Source organism: Pasteurella dagmatis, assembly GCF_900186835.1.
Lineage (GTDB): Bacteria > Pseudomonadota > Gammaproteobacteria > Enterobacterales > Pasteurellaceae > Pasteurella > Pasteurella dagmatis.
On record NZ_LT906448.1, the window covers coordinates 2,238,878 to 2,257,274 of the forward strand.

Genomic DNA, 18,397 nt, shown 5'->3' on the forward strand with positions numbered 1-18,397 from the left:
TTATTTGGCTACAAAGCTAAATAATTTGCCGGGAACATAGATGGTTTTCACTATGTTTAAACCTTCTAAGTGTTTACTTACATTACTGTCAGATAATGCCACTTGCTTGATATTTTCTTCAGACATATCCGCAGGTACAGTCACTTTAGCACGTACTTTACCGTTTACTTGTACAACAACCAATTTTTCATCATCAACCATTGCAGCTGCATCTGCTTCAACCCAAGGGGCAAAGTCGATTGCTTCTTTATTACCTAATTCTTTCCATAATTGGAAACAGATATGTGGTGTGATTGGATAAAGCATACGTATTACAGAACTTAATGCTTCAGCCATAATGGCACGATCTTGATCATTTTCTAATGGTGCTTTCGTTAATTTATTCATTAACTCCATAATTGCAGCGATTGCCGTGTTGAATGTCTGACGTCGACCAATATCATCGCTCACTTTGGCAATCGTTTTGTGTACATCACGACGCAATGATTTTTGGTTCGCTGAAAGTGCGGTCGGTTCTACAGCAGTTTCTGCAGGATTTTTATTGTATTCAAATACTAAATTCCATAAACGACCTAAGAAGCGTTTTGCACCTTCTACACCAGACTCTTGCCATTCTAAAGTCATTTCTGCTGGTGAAGCAAACATCATGAACAAGCGTACTGTATCCGCACCGTATTTTTCCACCATTTCTTGCGGGTCAATACCGTTATTTTTGGATTTTGACATTTTAGTCATACCAGAGTGAACTAATTCACGACCTTCTTTATCAAAGGCTTTTAAGATACGACCTTTTTCATCACGCTCAAGTGTGACTTCCGTTGGCGATACCCAAATACGCTCATTAGTTGGTGATGTGTAATAGAATGCATCTGCTAGCACCATACCCTGACACAATAATTTGTCTGCGGGCTCATCGCTTGTGACAAAGCCAGCATCACGTAGTAATTTGTGGAAGAAACGGAAATACAATAAGTGCATTGTTGCGTGTTCAATACCACCGATGTATTGATCCACAGGTAACCAGTAGTTCGCTTCTTCTTTATCTAACATTGCTTCTGCAAATGTTGGTGAGGTATAACGTGCATAGTACCAAGAAGATTCCATAAAGGTATCAAAGGTATCTGTTTCTTTTAGTGCAGGTTGGGCGTTGTACGTGGTTTTTGCCCATTCAGGATCTGCTTTGATTGGGCTTTTCACACCGTCCATTACCACATCTTCAGGCAATACGATTGGTAAATCTTGTAATGGTGCAGGCACGACATCGCCATTTTCTAAGGTAAGCATTGGAATTGGTGCTCCCCAGTAGCGTTGACGAGACACGCCCCAGTCACGTAAGCGGTAGTTAGTTTGCTTTTTACCTACGCCCATTTGCGTGAGTTTGTCTGCGATCGCGTTAAACGCACCATCAAAATCTAAACCATCAAATTCAGCTGAGTTCACTAATTTACCGTATTCAGTAAATGCTGCTTTGCTGAAATCCCATTCTGAACCATCTAATGGTTGGATAACTTGATTAATTGGTAAATCATATTTTTTTGCAAATTCATAGTCACGTTCATCGTGAGCAGGAACAGCCATAACCGCACCTGTACCATAATGCATTAACACAAAGTTAGCGACCCAAACTGGCACTTTTTTACCTGTTAATGGATGAATAGCGTAAACGCCTGTTGCCATTCCTTTCTTTTCCATTGTCGCAAGTTCAGCTTCTGCCACTTTGGTGTTTTTGCATTCTTGAATGAATTGGGCTAATTCTAGGTTATTTTCCGCCGCTTTTTCTGCTAAAGGGTGTGCTGCTGCAACAGCAACATAAGACACACCAAAGAAGGTATCTGGGCGTGTGGTATAAACGGTTAAGCTATCTTCAGAATTGTCTAATTTGAATGTAATTTCAACCCCTTCAGAACGACCGATCCAGTTACGTTGCATTGTTTTTACTTGGTCTGGCCATAATGGAAGGTTATCCAAATCACCTAACAATTGCTCTGCATAATCTGTGATTTTAATAAACCATTGTGGAATTTCTTTTTGTTCCACAGGAGTGTCACAGCGCCAGCAGCAGCCTTCGTGCACTTGTTCATTCGCTAATACGGTTTCATCGTTTGGGCACCAGTTCACCGTAGATGTTTTTTTATACACTAAACCTTTTTTGTATAACTCGGTGAAGAACCATTGTTCCCATTTGTAGTATTCGGGTTTACAGGTGGTCACCTCACGATCCCAATCAAAGCCAAAACCCAAAATTTTGAGTTGGTTTTTCATATAATCGATATTTTCGTAAGTCCATTTTGCAGGTGCAGTCTTATTTTTGATCGCAGCACCTTCAGCTGGCAAACCGAATGCATCCCAGCCCATCGGTTGTAACACATTTTTCCCGTTCATACGTTGATAGCGTGAAACAACATCGCCAATAGTATAGTTACGCACATGACCCATATGCAGACGACCTGATGGGTAAGGGAACATTGAGAGGCAGTAATATTTCGGTTTATTAGTATCTTTAATCGCTTTAAATGTTTTATTTTGAGCCCAGTATTGCTGAACTTCTGGTTCAATCAAATCGGGGCGGTACTGTTCTTGCATAATTTTACCTTTGATTTTAACCGCACTTTTGCGGCGAATTTACCTAAGAAAATGTGATATAGGATAGCGTAAAATGGGGTAAATTGACACAAAAGTGAGAGGATTTTTTTGATTTTTGACCGCACTTTTCTGATCTTCAAAAAGTGCGGTACTTTTTTATAAAGTTTTAAGGTTGTTGTGACAGAATTTCTGGCGTGTATTTGAGCTTACGAATCGCTTCGGTAAATTGACTATTGTCTACAGATTGCTTGGCAACAATATTTACCACACGATCTTTAAAGTTAGCTTTAGTAGATACTACGCCGTCAATATTACGTAATTCTTTATTCACCAAATAAACACAAAGTTGGCATGTCATTTCTTTAATATGAATAGAGACCTGCTTTTCGTCTGTATTTACGTTAGGTATTGATGCATAACTGATATTGAACAAAGAAAAAAAGAACAAAAATGCACAGAATATTTTTTTCATAACACACCTTTTTATTCAAGGAAGTAAGGTAACAGTGTTGGATAAAGTAAGAAAAATAGCATTACGACGAACACAATGGCATACAATATAATCAGATTTTTACGCGATACATATTTTGTGCAGATGATTTTTTTAGAAAATGTGAGTAACCAAAATCCATAACTAAATGCTGCTAGAGATAAAATGAACATCGGTATGCGTAAATAATCGTATTCGTGTAAGCTGACTAACCAAGTAGATGAAACACCAAATACCAGATAAATTAATGGTGCAATGCAACACAATGTAGAAGTTACTGCGGCAATTACCGCAGTAACACAAGTTGCAATAAAACTTTTGTTATAGTTCTTTTGCAGTGAATTCATAGCTGAACTCTTTTGGATCAAAGAAGTTTAACGGATCGCCACCAATCTCTGCATATGGATAACCAAAGTTATTTAATGGTGCGACTTCTGGCAGTGGATAAAGCTCGAAATCACGTGCGTGATTGTAGCCCATCCAGTTCATTTCCCAGTTGCCAAATAAGTAATCAGACACCGCTTGTGTATCAGGATCATTCACCGATTTTTTCTCAGCTAAACGCATTTTTGTGACATCCGCCGAATCTACAGGCACCCAGCCAAACCCTGCTAAATAAAATTCAGCACGGCAATGTTGTCCGCCACTGATATTCGCAAATTTATTCACATCAGCACTGCCAAATGCGCCTTTAGAGTATTTGCCCATTTTCACGGCTTGTCCTAAGCGTAAGCCAAAAATTTCACGCGCAGGAATGTTTGAGGCACGAGCTAACGCTACAAAAACTGAGTTAATATCTGTACATTTTCCTTTTAGTACCCCTGTGGTTAAGATTTTTTCTACATCTCCATCGCCACAGCCTAATACAGAGTTATCTCGCTCCATATTATTCACGATCCATTGGTGGATTAATTCAGCTTTTTTCAGTGGATTAGATTCTTTACCTACAATTTTATCTGCATATTCTTTCACAATGCCGTTAGTTTTGATGTGCGTTGTCGGTTTTAAATATTCTAAGACATCAACAGAATACTGAATTTTATTTGGCACTTGGTAGTCTTTTAATGCACCTTGCAACATAGGTTCGCGATCTTTGGTTTGAATCACCAATTGGATTTTTAAATCGCGTTTATCTGCATTTTCGTCCCAATTTGCAAATAAGGTTTTTGCACCGTATTGGTTATTTTCACTGATATAAGCGGATTTGTAATTGCCTTCAAATTTTACTGACTTCACTTCTTGATATTCATTATTAAACGGCAATGGCACCCATAAATTAGTTTCACCTTTTGAGCCTTTTGGTACAGCTAAATTAAAAGATTTGGTGATCTCGTAAGTATGTGTGTCAGTGAGTGTATTTGGAATTGAAGTGGCAAATGCGAAAGTAGAGCAACCTGCAAGCAGGGCGGTGAATAATTTTTTCATTAGATTTTCCTGTGTAGATAAATAAACATAACATGTTATATGCATCTCTGTTCATTCATTTTTTGTATGTAATGAACTCGGCACAGATTACCTGAAAATGGATGGAAAATAAACAGATATTTTGAAGTTATATTTATAAGTGATTGCTGAAATCAGTTAGTTGGATAGCCGCAGGAATATGTGATTATAGTCCATCGCCTCTATGAGATAGCCAGTCTTGATATCGTTCTTTGTATAAATTTCGCTCTTTGGGAGTTGCGAAAATAATATCTACGCCTCCATCATAAGGGGCAATTAGGATATTTTTTGTAAAAGAAACAAAGGTTGCTCTTGAATTATCATTGGCAATATCTAATAACATTTTGTCATAATTATGGTCTTGCCAGTAGTGTGCTGAAAATAAACAGGTGTAATGAGATATTTCATCATATTCTGTAGGGAGTTGTTTTGATAAATCAATTTGTGCAAATTGTTGAAAATCATATTGAGAATACACTTTACTCATTTTTTGATTATCAAATAAACCAATAACAATAAAAAACTCATTATTGCTGCCAATTAAATCGTTGAATAATTGATTCTGTCTAGCTAATAAAAGCTGTTCTTCATTTTTATTAGCAGGATAACGTTTTGAGCTGGGAAGACTATGAATACGCAACCAACGCGTTGGGTACTGTATTTTATATAAATGCGTGATAGGGACTAAATATGGATAAGATAAATCCCATAACTTTTTGAACAGTATGCTATTCATTATAATTTTTTACAGCAGGTTGAGTAAAATATTGCTTATCTTCCCAACGTAACATTGTCATACGGTTACCCCATACGCAACCTGTATCAAGCGCATAAATATCCGTAGGTGTTGGCGTATCAACAAGGCTTGCCCAGTGACCAAACACAATCGGTGTGTTTTGATAGAGTGGGTTATCCAAATTAAACCAAGGGGTGAGTTCTTCCGGTGCAGATTCCGGTGGTTGTTTGCAATCGAAATCTAAACGATGATCCCAATAGCAAAAACGCATACGGGTGAACACGTTAATGCTGTAACGTAGGCGATCTAAACCGTGCAAATTTTCATCCCAACGATCAGGGTGATTTTGGTACATATTTTCGATTAGGTGATGATAATTGCCGTTGCGTAGCACTTCTTCCACTTCGTTAGCACATCGCTTAGCAGTAGCAAGATTCCAATCAGGTGAAATCCCTGCATGTACCATGACAAAATTGTGCAGCTCATTATGAATGAGCAACGGCTGGTGACGTAGCCAATTGATTAATTCGTTAAAGTCAGGAGCATTGAAAATAGCATCGACACGATCGCGTGGTTTCACTCGTTTAATGCCAAGTGCGGTGGAAATTAAGTGTAAATCGTGATTACCCAATACCGTTTTGGCGGATTGACCAAGGGATTTAACAAAACGTAAGCATTCGAGAGACTTATCGCCTCGCGCCACTAAATCACCGACTAAATAAAGCTGATCCTTTGTAGGATCAAATTTTACTTTTTCGAGTAAAAGCTGTAATTCGTCGTAGCATCCTTGTAAATCACCAACCAAATATGTCGCCATTTTGCACCGCACTTATTCCATTAATCGTCTAAATTTTCAATCACTTCGTCTTTGTTGACATTTGCAGGTGGATTGTCTGCTAACCAGTTTGCTAAACGAGCATAATCCGCAATTGATAAGTTTTCTGCACGTGCTGTTAAATCAATGCCTAATTCAGTCAGTTGCTCTGCAGTGAATAAAGTAGATAACGCATTGCGTAAGGTTTTACGGCGTTGGTTGAATGCTTGGCTACATACACGATTTAACCAATATAAATCTTTTACTGGGTGCGGTAATTCTTTATGTGGCACTAAGCGCACCACCGCAGAATCCACTTTCGGCGCAGGTTTAAATGCTGTTGGTGGCACTTCAAGCACAGGCATCACCTGACAGAAATATTGCGCCATAATAGTTAAACGGCCGTAAGCTTTGCTATTTGGACCAGCACATAAACGTTTTACCACTTCTTTTTGTAACATAAAGTGCATATCTTGAATGCAATCGTGATACTTAAATAAGTGGAACATTAACGGCGTAGAAATGTTGTAAGGTAAGTTACCAAACACACGCATTTTTTGATTTTTTTCAGCAAGTTTGGCCTCTTGATACAACTGACCAAAATCAAACTGCATTGCATCAGTTTCAATCACTGTGATTTTGTGATGTAAAAATGGGTGGTGGCGTAAACGCTCTGCTAAGTCGCGGTCTAATTCCACGACAGTTAAGTGATCGACTAAATCACCCACAGGCTCAGTTAATGCGCCTAAACCTGGACCGATCTCAACTAAAAATTGATCTTTCTGTGGATAAATAGCAGAAACAATGCCTTGAATCACATTGTCATCGTGTAAAAAGTTTTGCCCAAAACGCTTACGGGCGGTATGTCCTAAATGTTTTTTTGAATTCATATATTCTCAATTCTGGGGTCAATAATAGCATTAAAAGTGCGGTCTATTATAAAGTAAAATCCCAGCTTGTGTGCTGGGATTTCGGGATTAATTTAGCCGGCTTAGTTAAAGTATTGAATATCTGCGTTTTTACGTAATGCTTTCACCCAATCTTTTTCTGCATCTTTCACTTGTGAGTTAATTAATTGCTCATAAGCTTGTTGACGGTAAGCATCTAGTGTTCTGTCACCATCACGTGTGTTGGTCACTTCCAAAATGTGCCAGCCAAATTCTGTTTTGAATGGAGCTGAAATTACCCCTTGTTTACTAGTGATCACTGTTTTTTGGAATGGACCGACATAAGTTTCTGGGAAGGCGAAACCTAAGCTACCACCATTTGCGCCTGAAAGATAATCTTTCGAGTATTTTAATGCTGCATCTGCAAATGTCATTTTGCCAGCCATAATATCTGCACGGATTTGAGATAATTGTGCTTTTGCTTGCGTATCATTTAATAATGGATTTAATTTCAATAGAATATGACGAACTTCATATTGTTTGCCCGATACTTTTTTCTCTGTGCCTTTTTCTTTTGCTTCTTGCAATAATTGTTTACCAAGGGCTTCTACTTGCTCTCTGGTTACATCAATGCTTTGACCAATTGCTTGATTACGCACTTCAGTCATTAATAATTGATTTGCAATTTGCTGGCGATAAGTGTTGTAGCTAATACCTTGATAATCCAATGCATCTAAGAATTGACCATAGGTTAAGCCATTTTGTGCTGCAATCCCTTCAATAATTTGATCAACTTGGGCATAGTTCACTTTTACGCCTGAGTTCTGAATGGCTTGTTGTACTAAAATATCATCAATTGCTTTATCCAAAGCGGCTTGGCGATTACCTTTTTTACCCGAATTGGCTTTTACTTGACTTTCTAATACGGGTATCCCATTCACTGTTGCAACTACGCGCTCGGCTGCTTGTGTTGTGGTCGAAATTGCAAATAAGCCAACGAGTGCAAAGAAAATAGATTTAATATTCAAGGTTTTCATCATCTATTCCATTAATTAATTAAAAAATTATGTTCGTTAGAGTATCAATTTTATAAAAGGTTCACAAATTTTATTTTGTGGAAGAAATTAAGGCGACCTCATAACGGTTATCAAATTTCATTGTGCGAACTTGGATCTCTTCATCACGACTAGTTGGCACATTTTTTCCCACATAATCTGCACGAATTGGCAATTCTCGATGTCCACGATCCACAAAAATGACTAACTCAATTTTTGCTGCACGACCAAAATCTACTAATGCATCTAATGCGGCACGAATGGTTCTGCCTGTGTAAAGGACATCATCAACTAAAATAACTTTTTTATTATGAATACTAATAAAGTTAGACGCGCCACTATAAGTTGGTGATTGTGAATCAGGCTCAGCGTACTCTAAATCATCACGGTAGAACGTAATATCTAAATCAATAGAGGGTAATTCTATTTTCGCTAAATCAGCAATTTTTTTCTTAATCAACTCTGCAATTTCAGCACCACGACGTTTAATCCCCACAATAACTACATTGTCTAAACTGTGGTGTTTTTCAATAATTTCATGTGAAATACGAGAAATAGTACGCAGAAATTGGTTTTCATCAATAATGATTTTTTCCATGATAATTGGCCTAAATAACTAAGAAAATTCAGCGATTAAAATAGCATAAAAGTAGGGAATATTATATAGGGTAAATATTTTTCAATTCTTTTAAGTTCGATTTATATAAAGAGGTTTTTCGTTATATTACTTATTACTGTTACTTTTCTTTGCGTTGCCAAAGAAAAGTAACCAAAAGAAAGGCAACCCGAATAAGCCGCTTATCTTCATTACATTATGATTTTCTTTACAGAAAGTTAGCTGTCTTCGCACTTTGTGCTACGCAGCCTAACTTTCTTAAAAATCATAATTACATTCGGGCGTCTTACATGGGGTATTATTTATTTTGAATGGCGTTCTTTGAGTTTGCCGATCACGTCTGCCCAACTTAAATCGGCATCTTGTAGTAAAACAGTCAAGTGATAAGCCAAGTCTGCCGCTTCACAAATGGTTTCATTACGATCTTTAACTGTTGCCGCAAGTGCTGTTTCGACCCCTTCTTCCCCAACTTTCTGTGCAATACGTTTTGTGCCTTTGGCATAGAGTTGAGCGGTGTAAGAGCTTGTTGGATCAGAACCTTTACGTTCAGCAATCAAACGTTCTAATTTACTAAAGAAAATCCAATCAGGTTGGGTTGCATGGTCAAATTGATAAAAACAGCTTTCTGCGCCTGTATGACAAGTTTCACCGATTGGATTGACCAAAATCAGCAACGTATCATTATCACAATCCAAGCTCATATCTACCACATTTAAAAAATGCCCAGAAGTTTCACCTTTTGTCCATAAACGGTTTTTCGTACGTGAAAAAAAGGTCACTCGTTTTTCAGCTAGTGTTTTTTCTAAAGCCTCTTGGTTCATATAACCCAGCATTAACACTTCGCAAGTGGTTGCATTTTGGATAATGACAGGCAATAGGTTATCGACTTTTTGCCAGTTGATTTGAGTTGTATTTAGCATAGGTTTCCTCATTGTTTATAACATTATGAGAGTTATCATTTAATATTTTTGAGACTCGTTGAAAATCAAGTTCATCATAATTTGTAGAAAATTCAATATATTCAATTTTTGCTTTACGGCAGCATTCTTTTTTTATTGAATCACGTTCAATAGCATTATTTTGATAATGTCCACTACCTTGATATTCAATAACAATAATTGGTTTACAGTATTGATCAATAATTAAAAAATCTACTCGTTTGCTGTTAATTAGCTTAAATGCATTGTGATCATTTGACTGGACAAACTCACCCATTGAAACTTGACTGAATAACTGAAAATTCTGTCTTTTATGATTGCTATCTAACAAGTTTGCTAATTGAGTAAAAAGTGCATATTCACTTTTATTCATTAAATTGGATTTTGTAAATTCAGCTTTTGACACTATTTCGAGTTTGTTTGGCTGATTGAAGCCAGAATAGTTCCATCTATGTTTATTTTTTCGCTTTTTAGTCAAAATGAACATTATCGCTTTGAAAACAAAGGCGAAAATTGCCAGTCCAATTAATGGGTAAAGTCCATTAATTTGACTGAATATTCCTTGCAACATTATGTTCTCACCTCAATATTCTCTTGTCTCAAATATGCCTTCAACTCCCCAATATCAATAATGCGTTTATGGAACACGCTGGCTGCGAGTGCACCATCAACATTGGCTTCGATAAATGCATCTCGGAAATGCACCATTTCACCAGCACCGCCCGAAGCAATTAGAGGAATGTGGCAAACTTCACGCACTAATTTTAATTGGGCGATGTCGTAGCCTTGGCGGACGCCGTCTTGGTTCATCATATTTAATACGATTTCACCTGCGCCACGTTGTTGCACTTCTTTTACCCAGTCGAGTAATTGCCAATTGGTTTGGCGAGTGCGACTTTCATCGCCTGTATATTGATTAACCCAGTATTTGCCTGTTTCTTTTTCAAACCAGCTGTCGATGCCCACCACGATGGCTTGCACACCAAAGCGCTCAGCTAAGCGGTTGATTAAATCAGGATCGGCAAGTGCGGGTGAATTTATTGAAATTTTATCTGCACCGAAGGCAAATAGTTTTTCCGCATCTTCGACACTTTTAATCCCCCCCGCCACGCAAAACGGAATATCAATCACTTGTGCAACACGTTCTACCCAGCTTTTATCAATTGTTCTGCCGTCTGAAGAGGCAGTAATATCGTAGAAAACTAGCTCATCTGCGCCTTCTTCAGCATAGCGTTGTGCAAGTGGCACAATATCGCCAATAATTTCGTGGTTGCGGAACTGGACACCTTTAACTACTTGCCCATTACGCACGTCTAAGCAAGGAATTATGCGTTTTGCCAACATGCGATTGCCTCCTGCACATTAAATTTGCCTTCCAACAAAGCACGACCAACAATCACCCCCGCCACGCCAGTGCCTTTTAATGCTTCCACATCTGCCAGAGAGCCAATTCCCCCTGATGATTGGAATTGGATATGTGGGAATTGAGCACAGATTTCTTGATAAAGTGCTACATTTGAGCCTTGCAACGTACCGTCTTTGGAAATATCTGTACATAACACGTGTTGCAAGCCTACTTCACTAAAATCCGCAATGAGCGCTTCTAAAGATACGCCGCTATTTTCTTGCCAGCCGCTTACTGCAATTTGTTTTTCGCCTTGTGCATTAATGTTCACATCTAATGCCAACACAAATTTTTCGGCACCATATTTTTTAAACCATTGTTTGACCATTTCAGGCTGTTTGACCGCAGTGGAACCAATCACCACACGATTTGCCCCCACCGCTAATAAATCTGCGACATCTTGTTCTGTGCGAATTCCTCCACCTACTTGAATTGGGCAATTCACTGCCTTGATAATCTCGCCAATCAGTTGTGTTTGGCGTTTATTCGGATCTTTTGCTCCGGTGAGATCCACTAAATGCAATTGTTTTGCCCCTTGCGTCACATAGGTTTGGAATTGGGCAATCGGATTATCTGAATAAAGGGTTTTCTGCCCGTAATCACCTTGATACAGACGTACCACCTGACCGTCAATCAGATCAAGTGCGGGGATAATTTGTGATGTTTTCATTGTGTTTCCTGTGTTTGCAAAATTTTTTTAAAATTGACCGCACTTATTTAATATTTTCGACAAAGTTACGCAAAAATAATGCGCCAGCCTTGCCTGAGCGCTCTGGGTGGAATTGTGCACCGTAAAAATTGTTATGTTGGATGACTGCAGAAAACGGCACGCCGTAATCGCAAGTGGCAATGGTATGCGAGTTCGGCAACACGCCATAGCTATGCACAAAATAAAAATAGTTATCTTGTTCGATACCTGCAAATAATGGGTGATCAGCGACATAATGCACTTTATTCCAGCCCATATGCGGCAACGGCAACTGACAGTCAGGCAATTTTTCTGTTCTGCCTGACATCAGTTTTAACAATTCCAAATTGCCTTCTTCGGAATATTCCGTCATTAATTGCATACCTAAACAAATTCCTAAAACAGGCTGAGTTAAGTGTTGAATAACTTCAATTAAGCCTAAATCTGCCAGATTTTGCATTGCTGCTTTAGCTGTGCCGACACCAGGTAGAATCAATTTCTCGGCAGAGCGAATTTGTTCAATATTATCGGTAATTTCTGCGTGATAACCTAAACGATCAAAGGCAAATTTGACCGAAGAAAGGTTAGCGCAACGGGTGTTGATGATGGTGAGATTAGTCATTTAATATTACCCAATTTATTCAAATGAATGAGATATACCGATCTCATCTAAAGTATACTGTTCATTTATTAATTTAATCTCTATGTCCCAGTCAGAACACTCTGAATCAATATTTATATTGTAACAAATAATATGGAATTGAAATTCTGGATTAACATCTACGCTTAGCTGACTAAAACCCATTGAAACTAATTCCTTATCAATCCAATCTCTAGCATAAGATTCAGCCTCGATTTCTAACTCTAAGTCAAATAAAAGCTCTATACTTAATACCCATGTTGCACTTTCTTTGTCTGATTTCCAAATGTTAAAATCTTGTACAGAAAAACCTCTAAAATAATGTGAAATTACATCTGCATCGCAACAATATAGGTTTTCAGAATAAATAGCATTCGTATCCCAATAAATGTCATATAAAGAATTAACTATTTCAGAATAAAGTTCTGACTTATTATCTTCTAATGTGGTAATAATTTTAGTTCTTATAATCTCAGCAATTTCATCATTTCTTACTGCAAACAATTTAGTGAATTCATCTATAGATTCAGCATAATATAGATATTTAGAGTTTTCAGTAAAGTTTTTCCAGCCTTTATCACCTGAAATAACAATTCCCTTTTGAGAGTTTTCGTTGGCGTAACTTTCTAGTAAATGTAAACAAACCGCGTCAGGGAACTCATTTTTCTTATTTAGCTTATTTTCGAAAGGAGGGTTTTTATTAAAATAAGAATAGAAAATATCACTAAAATCACAATCTTTTATGTTTAATAATTCTCCATTAAACTTTTTTAAATAATTTTTAATTTCTATTTCTATTTTTTCTAAATATTTTTCTTTTAATGAGCAAATTGGTAAATCTAAATCATTAACCAATACTTTTTTTCGTTTTACAGTGTTTATTGCACTCTCTAACTTTTCTAGATCAGAACATATCTCATCTTCTTTATGAGATAAAACTTCTTTATAAACAACTTCTGGAAAAAGCAATTTAACTTGATATGGTAACTGTAGATATAGATCTAACAATTTTTCATTAGAAAAGTTATATCCTACTTGATGAAGCACAGATGTATCTAAAGAAAAAAATTTTATATTCCCAGAAATAACATCATCAATGTCTGGTAAATAATTTGGCATCTAAATGTCCTCCTACAAGCGGTCAAGTTCGCCAAAATCTTTGTAAAAAACAACCGCACTTTTTTATTTGATCATGGTGAATCCAAGCTTGGTGTCTATTTTAAATCACAACCTGTTTTTGATAGGGTGCAAAGCATCGCACCATTCTCTTTCACATTATTTACATTTTGTCTAAAATCACAACACCCCTTTCGAACTCGGCAATTCATTCCCTTCCACTTTTATACACTGTCTTAACGTGCGTCCGAATATTTTAAACAAGCTTTCGATTTTGTGGTGGTCGTTGTCGCCTTTGGTTTTTAGGTGCAAGGTTGCCATTAGGGTGTAGGCGAGTGATTGGAAAAAATGCTCCGTCATTTCGGTGCTGAAATCGCCCACTTTGTCGCGTTTAAATTTGGCTTTGAATTTGAAATAGGGGCGACCTGATAAGTCCATCGTACATTCTGCTTTGCATTCGTCCATTGGCAACACAAAGCCGAAGCGTTGGATGCCACGTTTGTCGCCGAGCGCTTGTTTTAATGCCGTGCCGAGCGCAAGCGCAGTGTCTTCAACCGTGTGGTGTTCGTCAATCCATAAATCGCCTTTGCAGCTCACATTCATTCTAAAACCGCCGTGAGTTGCGATTTGATCGAGCATATGATCAAAGAAACCTACGCCCGTTTTGATCTCATTCACGCCACTTTCATCGAGCCAAACTTGCACTTTAATGTCAGTTTCTTTGGTGGTGCGCACCACTTCGGCATAGCGTGGTGTGCGATCTACAAGTGCGGTCTGTTTTGGCAAAAGTTTTTCAACAATCAGATCCCAGTTGAGTTTTTCACGATCATATTGCAACGCACGAATGCCAAGATTTTCCGCCAGTTGCACATCGGTGTATCGGTCGCCAATCACAAAGCTGGTGGCTGGGTCGAACAGTTTTTTATCAATATATTTTTTTAATAATTTTACTTTTGGCTTACGGCAATCGCAGTTATCTTCTGGTTTGTGTGGACAAATTAACACTTCGTCAAATTCAATGCCTTGTGACTTAAATAATGCCATCATTGCATTGTGCGGTTTGTCAAAATTTTCCTGTGGGAAAGATGGCGTACCTAAGCCATCTTGGTTACTGACCATCACAAAACGGTAAAAAGGTTTGAGTTTCAACAGAGCCGGAATGACATTCGGCTCAAATTGTAATTTTTCTAAACTGTCGATTTGAAAATCGGTTTTAGGCTCATCAATTAAAGTGCCGTCGCGGTCGATAAAAAGAATAGATTGTTGTGTCATATTGTTATCCTAGTTGTCTTTTGTTCTGTCTGTATCTTATGCAATTTGACGAATAGCTTCAATCACTTGGCGGTTTTCTTCCGCAGTACCAATCGTGATACGAATGCAGTTTTCTAACATCAATGCGCTGTGTTGGTTACGCAAGATAATGCCTTGCTCCCAAAGGGTTTGAAACACTTTTTGCCCGTCTTTAAATTTCACTAAGACATAGTTACCATCGCTTGCAAAGACGTTTTCAACGCAAGGTAATGTGCAAATTTCCGCTTCAAGTGCGGTGCGATTTTGCAAAATTTCTTGCACACGTTGTTGCATCATTTGTAAGCCGTCTTTTTGCAAGGCTTGAGAGGCAATATCCGCCACAGGCACAGGCAACGGATAAGGCGCAATGACTTTTTGTAGCACGTCGATTAACTCTTTGTTTGCAAGGGTAAAACCACAACGCAAGCCAGCCAATGCAAAGGCTTTGGATAGGGTGCGGATAATCGCTAAGTGCGGGTATTTCTTTAGCTCTGTTGCCATTGTCGCTTGTGGACAGAATTCAATGTAAGCCTCATCCACTACCACAATGGCTTTATCTCTCGTCATTTCTAATAAGGCTAACAAATCTTCACGATTCACTAACGTACCCGTTGGATTATTCGGGCTACACACAAACACCACTTTCACGCCTGTAAGATTACGTTCGATTTCAGATAAATTCAGCTGAAAATCAGCGGTTAAAGGCACAGTTTTCAATGTAATGCCACAGGTTTCGGCGCTTACAGAATACATTCCATAAGTTGGCGGGCAGTAAAGCACACTATCTTGTGTCTCACAAAAAGTGCGGATAATTAGCTCGATACTTTCATCGCCACCTCGGCTGACTAACACATTTTCAGGTTTTACCCCTGCATAATTGGCATAGCCTTCAATCACTGCTTGCGGTTGAGGTTCAGGATAACGGTTAAACGTGCGGTGAGTTAAATCAAAATTTGGCGAAGTTGGGTATTCATTCGCATTCAACCAAATATCGCCTTTCCCACCTAAACGACGTGCGGATTGATAGGGCGTTAAGGCTTGGATATTTTTGCGTGAAAGTGAGGTAATTGACATAATTACTCCTGTTCCAATTTAGTTAGGCGGATTGCCACCGCTTGTTTGTGCGCTTCTAATTGTTCTGCTTCTGCCATTAACATCACTGTATTGGCGAGCTTCTTAAAGCCTTGTGGGCTAAGTTCTTGTACGGTCATTCGTTTGCTGAAATCAGCTAAACCTAGGCTAGAGTGCGTGCGAGTGTAGCCGTAAGTTGGCAGTACGTGGTTAGTCCCACTGGCGTAGTCACCCATACTTTCAGGGGAATAAGCGCCTAAAAAGATCGAACCTGCATTGTCTAGCAATGGCAATAAATTACGGGCATTTTCCACTTGCACGACTAAATGTTCTGGGGCGTAAGCATTGCTGATCGCGACACATTGTTGCAGATCTTCTGCGATAAATGTGCGGCTGTGTGCAAGGGCTTTGCGTGCGGTTTCCGCTCTTGGTAAGCGTGAAAGTTGTTGTTCAATAGAAAGTGCGGTCTGTTTTGCTAAAGTTTCGCAATTTGTCACTAAAATCACTTGGCTGTCAGCACCGTGTTCCGCTTGGGAAAGTAGATCGCTCGCCACAAAATCAGGATCGGCAAATTCATCGGCAATCACCAACACTTCTGAAGGACCAGCAGGCATATCAATTGCAGTACCATTCATCATCACTTGGCGTTTTGCTTCAGTAACAAAGGCGTTGCCCGGTCCGAAAATTTTATCCACCTTTTGCACACTTTCTGTACCATTTGCCATGGCAAATACTGCTTGAGCGCCACCGATGGCATAAATGGTTTCAACGCCACATAAGTTTGCAGTGTAGAGAATTTCATCTGCAATCGGTGGTGGTGAGCAAAGTACAATGGTTTTGCAGCCTGCTATTTTGGCAGGCACTGCGAGCATTAACACCGTAGAAAAGAGAGGAGCAGAACCACCCGGAATATACAAACCTACTTTTTGAATTGGGCGGGTTAACACTTGGCAACGTACACCTTCTTGTGTTTCGATATCAACGCTTTGATTTTTCTGTGCTTGGTGAAAACGCTCAATATTACCTTTCGCTGTTTGAATCGCTTGTTTCAGTTCATCAGAAATTCGGCTGCTTGCTTGTTCAATTTGCGCTTTAGAAATAATTAGGCTTTCCAATTTCACTTTATCGAATTTTTCAGATAACTCGAATAACGCTGTGTCACCATTGTTAATGACATTTGCTTTGATAGCATTAACCACCTGTGTAATTTGTTCTCCGATCGCTTGTGCTGGTCGAGAAAGCAATCTTTCCTTATCTATCGTATTGAGTTCACTCCAGTTATATATTTGCATTCTTTTTTCCTAAGGTTTAATGAGGTGACATAATTTCCCTTCTGAGTTGCCCGCTTGTGATGAAATTTTTAGGTTAATTTTGAGTGTTTGAGCCAACTATGTTGGCGAGTTGCAAAATTAACTGTTAAGAAAATTTCATCTAAGAACGGAAAGCAACGAAGCAGGGTTGCGTTTCTTTTGGTTACTTTTACTCGCTTTGCTCGCCCTTTGGGCTGTTGCCTAAAGGCAACATTCAAATGTTTTCACATTTGTCTTTGGCAAAGCAAAGACAAAATCCGTAGGATTTTGAACGTTGGCTTCGCCAACGGCACGTAGTGCAAACTTGTGAGTAAAAGTAACAAACTATTCCATCATTTTCTCAATTGGTAACACTAAAATTGAGCTTGCCCCAATCTCTTTCAATTGCTCCATCGTTTCCCAAAATAGTGCCTCTTGACTGACCATGTGCATCGCTACTTTTGAGTCATCGTGTGCCAATGGCAAAATAGTTGGGTTTTCCACACCCGGTAAAAGTGCGGTAATTTCTTCTAATTTTTCTTTTGGTGCGTGGAGCATAATGTATTTGGATTCTGCTGCCTGTTGTACGCCTTGAATTCGGGTAAGTAACTTATTCACTAACGCTTGTTTTTCTGGGCTAAGTTCTGCGGCACGTTGAATTAAGCAGGATTTTGAGCGGTAAATGACTTCCACTTCTTTTAAGCCGTTGGCTTCAAGGGTAGCACCAGAAGACACTAAATCACAAATGGCATCGGCAAGCCCTGCACGTGGAGCAACTTCCACCGAACCAGTGAGCGAGCAGGTTTTGAAGTCCACGCCTTGTTGTTGCATATAGCGTTTAATTAAATTTGGGTATGAAGTCGCGATGCGGGCATCTTTAAGATCGCTTACATTGTTGTAGTTTTCATCTTGTGGAATAGCGATGGATAAACGGCAGCCACCAAAATCTAAACGGCGTAATTTTTTATAATTGACGCTTTCACCAGCAGCTTGGCGAGCCAATTCCTCTTCTTCTAAAACATTCTCACCGATAATGCCAAGATCAACGACGCCATCAAAGACTAAACCTGGGATATCATCATCACGAACACGTAAAATATCAATGGGCATATTTTCAGCGTAAGCAATTAAACGTTGTTCTTGTAAATTTATTTTTACACCACATTGTTTCAGTAGTGCTTGAGATTCTTGGCTTAAACGCCCAGATTTTTGCATCGCAATGCGTAGTCTTTTACTTTCGATCATAATGTTATCCTGTGTTTGATGTTGTGAATTTTAGTTATAAAAAAAGCCTCTCGAGTGGTTCCGAGAGGCTTTGTTGTTGGTTATATTGCAC

At 38.8% G+C, this 18,397-nt stretch carries 19 protein-coding genes and 1 other annotated feature (1 of these 20 only partly in view); all 19 genes read right to left on the minus strand.

From position 1 onward, the window contains the following. The 19 genes from leuS to hisG all read right to left on the minus strand — a co-directional run bounded on the left by leuS (nucleotide 1) and on the right by hisG (nucleotide 18,306). Nucleotides 1-2,583 carry a leucine--tRNA ligase gene (gene leuS / locus CKV78_RS10250; RefSeq protein WP_005764921.1) on the minus strand — a complete coding sequence of 861 codons (2,583 nt, stop codon included), beginning with the start codon at nucleotides 2,581-2,583 and terminating at the stop codon, nucleotides 1-3. Nucleotides 2,584-2,749: 166 nt separating this feature from the next. Continuing rightward, nucleotides 2,750-3,055, minus strand: coding sequence for a heavy-metal-associated domain-containing protein (locus CKV78_RS10255; protein WP_005764924.1), 306 nt, complete (start codon nucleotides 3,053-3,055; stop codon nucleotides 2,750-2,752). Nucleotides 3,056-3,066: 11 nt separating this feature from the next. Next, the gene (locus CKV78_RS10260; RefSeq protein WP_005764925.1) at nucleotides 3,067-3,420 is read right to left on the minus strand and encodes a membrane protein; all 354 of its coding nucleotides are present in this window, start codon (nucleotides 3,418-3,420) and stop codon (nucleotides 3,067-3,069) included. After that, complete coding sequence (locus CKV78_RS10265; RefSeq protein WP_005764927.1) at nucleotides 3,395-4,498, minus strand: transglutaminase-like domain-containing protein; 1,104 nt, start codon at nucleotides 4,496-4,498, stop codon at nucleotides 3,395-3,397. Before CKV78_RS10265 ends, CKV78_RS10260 begins: the two co-directional genes overlap by 26 nt. Before the next feature lie 184 nt (nucleotides 4,499-4,682). Next, entirely contained in the window at nucleotides 4,683-5,252 is a 570-nt protein-coding gene (locus tag CKV78_RS10270; protein ID WP_005764929.1) for a DUF3885 domain-containing protein, read from the minus strand. Beyond that, a complete protein-coding gene (apaH, locus tag CKV78_RS10275; protein WP_005764932.1) occupies nucleotides 5,245-6,069 on the minus strand; it encodes a bis(5'-nucleosyl)-tetraphosphatase (symmetrical) ApaH in 825 nt (274 codons plus the stop codon). Before apaH ends, CKV78_RS10270 begins: the two co-directional genes overlap by 8 nt. 20 nt (nucleotides 6,070-6,089) lie before the next feature. Further along, nucleotides 6,090-6,956 (minus strand): 16S rRNA (adenine(1518)-N(6)/adenine(1519)-N(6))-dimethyltransferase RsmA, encoded by an 867-nt coding sequence (gene rsmA / locus CKV78_RS10280; protein WP_005764933.1) that lies wholly within the window; start codon nucleotides 6,954-6,956, stop codon nucleotides 6,090-6,092. Between the two features lie 101 nt (nucleotides 6,957-7,057). Continuing rightward, nucleotides 7,058-7,990: a peptidylprolyl isomerase gene (locus CKV78_RS10285; protein ID WP_032855659.1), complete on the minus strand. Its 933-nt coding sequence runs from the start codon at nucleotides 7,988-7,990 to the stop codon at nucleotides 7,058-7,060. A 70-nt stretch (nucleotides 7,991-8,060) separates the two neighbouring features. After that, nucleotides 8,061-8,606, minus strand: coding sequence for a bifunctional pyr operon transcriptional regulator/uracil phosphoribosyltransferase PyrR (gene pyrR, locus CKV78_RS10290; protein WP_005764937.1), 546 nt, complete (start codon nucleotides 8,604-8,606; stop codon nucleotides 8,061-8,063). Between the two features lie 320 nt (nucleotides 8,607-8,926). Continuing rightward, nucleotides 8,927-9,544, minus strand: coding sequence for a bifunctional phosphoribosyl-AMP cyclohydrolase/phosphoribosyl-ATP diphosphatase HisIE (hisIE, locus tag CKV78_RS10295; RefSeq protein WP_005764939.1), 618 nt, complete (start codon nucleotides 9,542-9,544; stop codon nucleotides 8,927-8,929). After that, a complete protein-coding gene (locus CKV78_RS10300) occupies nucleotides 9,504-10,133 on the minus strand; it encodes a DUF2726 domain-containing protein (protein WP_005764941.1) in 630 nt (209 codons plus the stop codon). The genes hisIE and CKV78_RS10300 overlap by 41 nt, the downstream gene beginning before the upstream one ends. After that, a complete protein-coding gene (gene hisF, locus CKV78_RS10305; RefSeq protein WP_005764943.1) occupies nucleotides 10,133-10,906 on the minus strand; it encodes an imidazole glycerol phosphate synthase subunit HisF in 774 nt (257 codons plus the stop codon). The genes CKV78_RS10300 and hisF overlap by 1 nt, the downstream gene beginning before the upstream one ends. After that, nucleotides 10,888-11,637 carry a 1-(5-phosphoribosyl)-5-[(5-phosphoribosylamino)methylideneamino]imidazole-4-carboxamide isomerase gene (gene hisA, locus CKV78_RS10310; RefSeq protein ID WP_005764945.1) on the minus strand — a complete coding sequence of 250 codons (750 nt, stop codon included), beginning with the start codon at nucleotides 11,635-11,637 and terminating at the stop codon, nucleotides 10,888-10,890. The genes hisF and hisA overlap by 19 nt, the downstream gene beginning before the upstream one ends. Nucleotides 11,638-11,680: 43 nt before the next feature. Beyond that, entirely contained in the window at nucleotides 11,681-12,277 is a 597-nt protein-coding gene (gene hisH, locus CKV78_RS10315; RefSeq protein ID WP_005764947.1) for an imidazole glycerol phosphate synthase subunit HisH, read from the minus strand. Between the two features lie 15 nt (nucleotides 12,278-12,292). After that, on the minus strand, nucleotides 12,293-13,414 hold the full coding sequence (locus CKV78_RS10320; protein ID WP_005764949.1) for a PIN domain-containing protein: 1,122 nt from the start codon (nucleotides 13,412-13,414) through the stop codon (nucleotides 12,293-12,295). A gap of 177 nt (nucleotides 13,415-13,591) precedes the next feature. Next, entirely contained in the window at nucleotides 13,592-14,683 is a 1,092-nt protein-coding gene (hisB, locus tag CKV78_RS10325; RefSeq protein WP_005764951.1) for a bifunctional histidinol-phosphatase/imidazoleglycerol-phosphate dehydratase HisB, read from the minus strand. A 36-nt stretch (nucleotides 14,684-14,719) separates the two neighbouring features. Beyond that, complete coding sequence (gene hisC, locus CKV78_RS10330; protein ID WP_005764953.1) at nucleotides 14,720-15,775, minus strand: histidinol-phosphate transaminase; 1,056 nt, start codon at nucleotides 15,773-15,775, stop codon at nucleotides 14,720-14,722. Nucleotides 15,776-15,777: 2 nt separating this feature from the next. Beyond that, entirely contained in the window at nucleotides 15,778-17,064 is a 1,287-nt protein-coding gene (gene hisD, locus CKV78_RS10335) for a histidinol dehydrogenase (RefSeq protein ID WP_005764955.1), read from the minus strand. 342 nt (nucleotides 17,065-17,406) lie between these two features. Then, the gene (hisG, locus tag CKV78_RS10340; protein ID WP_005764957.1) at nucleotides 17,407-18,306 is read right to left on the minus strand and encodes an ATP phosphoribosyltransferase; all 900 of its coding nucleotides are present in this window, start codon (nucleotides 18,304-18,306) and stop codon (nucleotides 17,407-17,409) included. A 36-nt stretch (nucleotides 18,307-18,342) separates the two neighbouring features. Continuing rightward, nucleotides 18,343-18,397, minus strand: a sequence feature (His leader region); it runs 73 nt beyond the window's last position.

Coding starts and splice junctions, on each gene's coding strand:
- CKV78_RS10320 (WP_005764949.1), bottom strand. CDS start 13,414: ATGCCAAATTATTTACCAGACATTGATGATGTTATTTCTGGGAATATA.
- pyrR (WP_005764937.1), bottom strand. CDS start 8,606: ATGGAAAAAATCATTATTGATGAAAACCAATTTCTGCGTACTATTTCT.
- hisF (WP_005764943.1), bottom strand. CDS start 10,906: ATGTTGGCAAAACGCATAATTCCTTGCTTAGACGTGCGTAATGGGCAA.
- hisIE (WP_005764939.1), bottom strand. CDS start 9,544: ATGCTAAATACAACTCAAATCAACTGGCAAAAAGTCGATAACCTATTG.
- hisA (WP_005764945.1), bottom strand. CDS start 11,637: ATGAAAACATCACAAATTATCCCCGCACTTGATCTGATTGACGGTCAG.
- CKV78_RS10285 (WP_032855659.1), bottom strand. CDS start 7,990: ATGAAAACCTTGAATATTAAATCTATTTTCTTTGCACTCGTTGGCTTA.
- hisH (WP_005764947.1), bottom strand. CDS start 12,277: ATGACTAATCTCACCATCATCAACACCCGTTGCGCTAACCTTTCTTCG.
- hisC (WP_005764953.1), bottom strand. CDS start 15,775: ATGTCAATTACCTCACTTTCACGCAAAAATATCCAAGCCTTAACGCCC.
- CKV78_RS10270 (WP_005764929.1), bottom strand. CDS start 5,252: ATGAATAGCATACTGTTCAAAAAGTTATGGGATTTATCTTATCCATAT.
- rsmA (WP_005764933.1), bottom strand. CDS start 6,956: ATGAATTCAAAAAAACATTTAGGACATACCGCCCGTAAGCGTTTTGGG.
- hisG (WP_005764957.1), bottom strand. CDS start 18,306: ATGATCGAAAGTAAAAGACTACGCATTGCGATGCAAAAATCTGGGCGT.
- apaH (WP_005764932.1), bottom strand. CDS start 6,069: ATGGCGACATATTTGGTTGGTGATTTACAAGGATGCTACGACGAATTA.
- CKV78_RS10265 (WP_005764927.1), bottom strand. CDS start 4,498: ATGAAAAAATTATTCACCGCCCTGCTTGCAGGTTGCTCTACTTTCGCA.
- leuS (WP_005764921.1), bottom strand. CDS start 2,583: ATGCAAGAACAGTACCGCCCCGATTTGATTGAACCAGAAGTTCAGCAA.
- hisD (WP_005764955.1), bottom strand. CDS start 17,064: ATGCAAATATATAACTGGAGTGAACTCAATACGATAGATAAGGAAAGA.
- CKV78_RS10300 (WP_005764941.1), bottom strand. CDS start 10,133: ATGTTGCAAGGAATATTCAGTCAAATTAATGGACTTTACCCATTAATT.
- CKV78_RS10260 (WP_005764925.1), bottom strand. CDS start 3,420: ATGAATTCACTGCAAAAGAACTATAACAAAAGTTTTATTGCAACTTGT.
- CKV78_RS10255 (WP_005764924.1), bottom strand. CDS start 3,055: ATGAAAAAAATATTCTGTGCATTTTTGTTCTTTTTTTCTTTGTTCAAT.
- hisB (WP_005764951.1), bottom strand. CDS start 14,683: ATGACACAACAATCTATTCTTTTTATCGACCGCGACGGCACTTTAATT.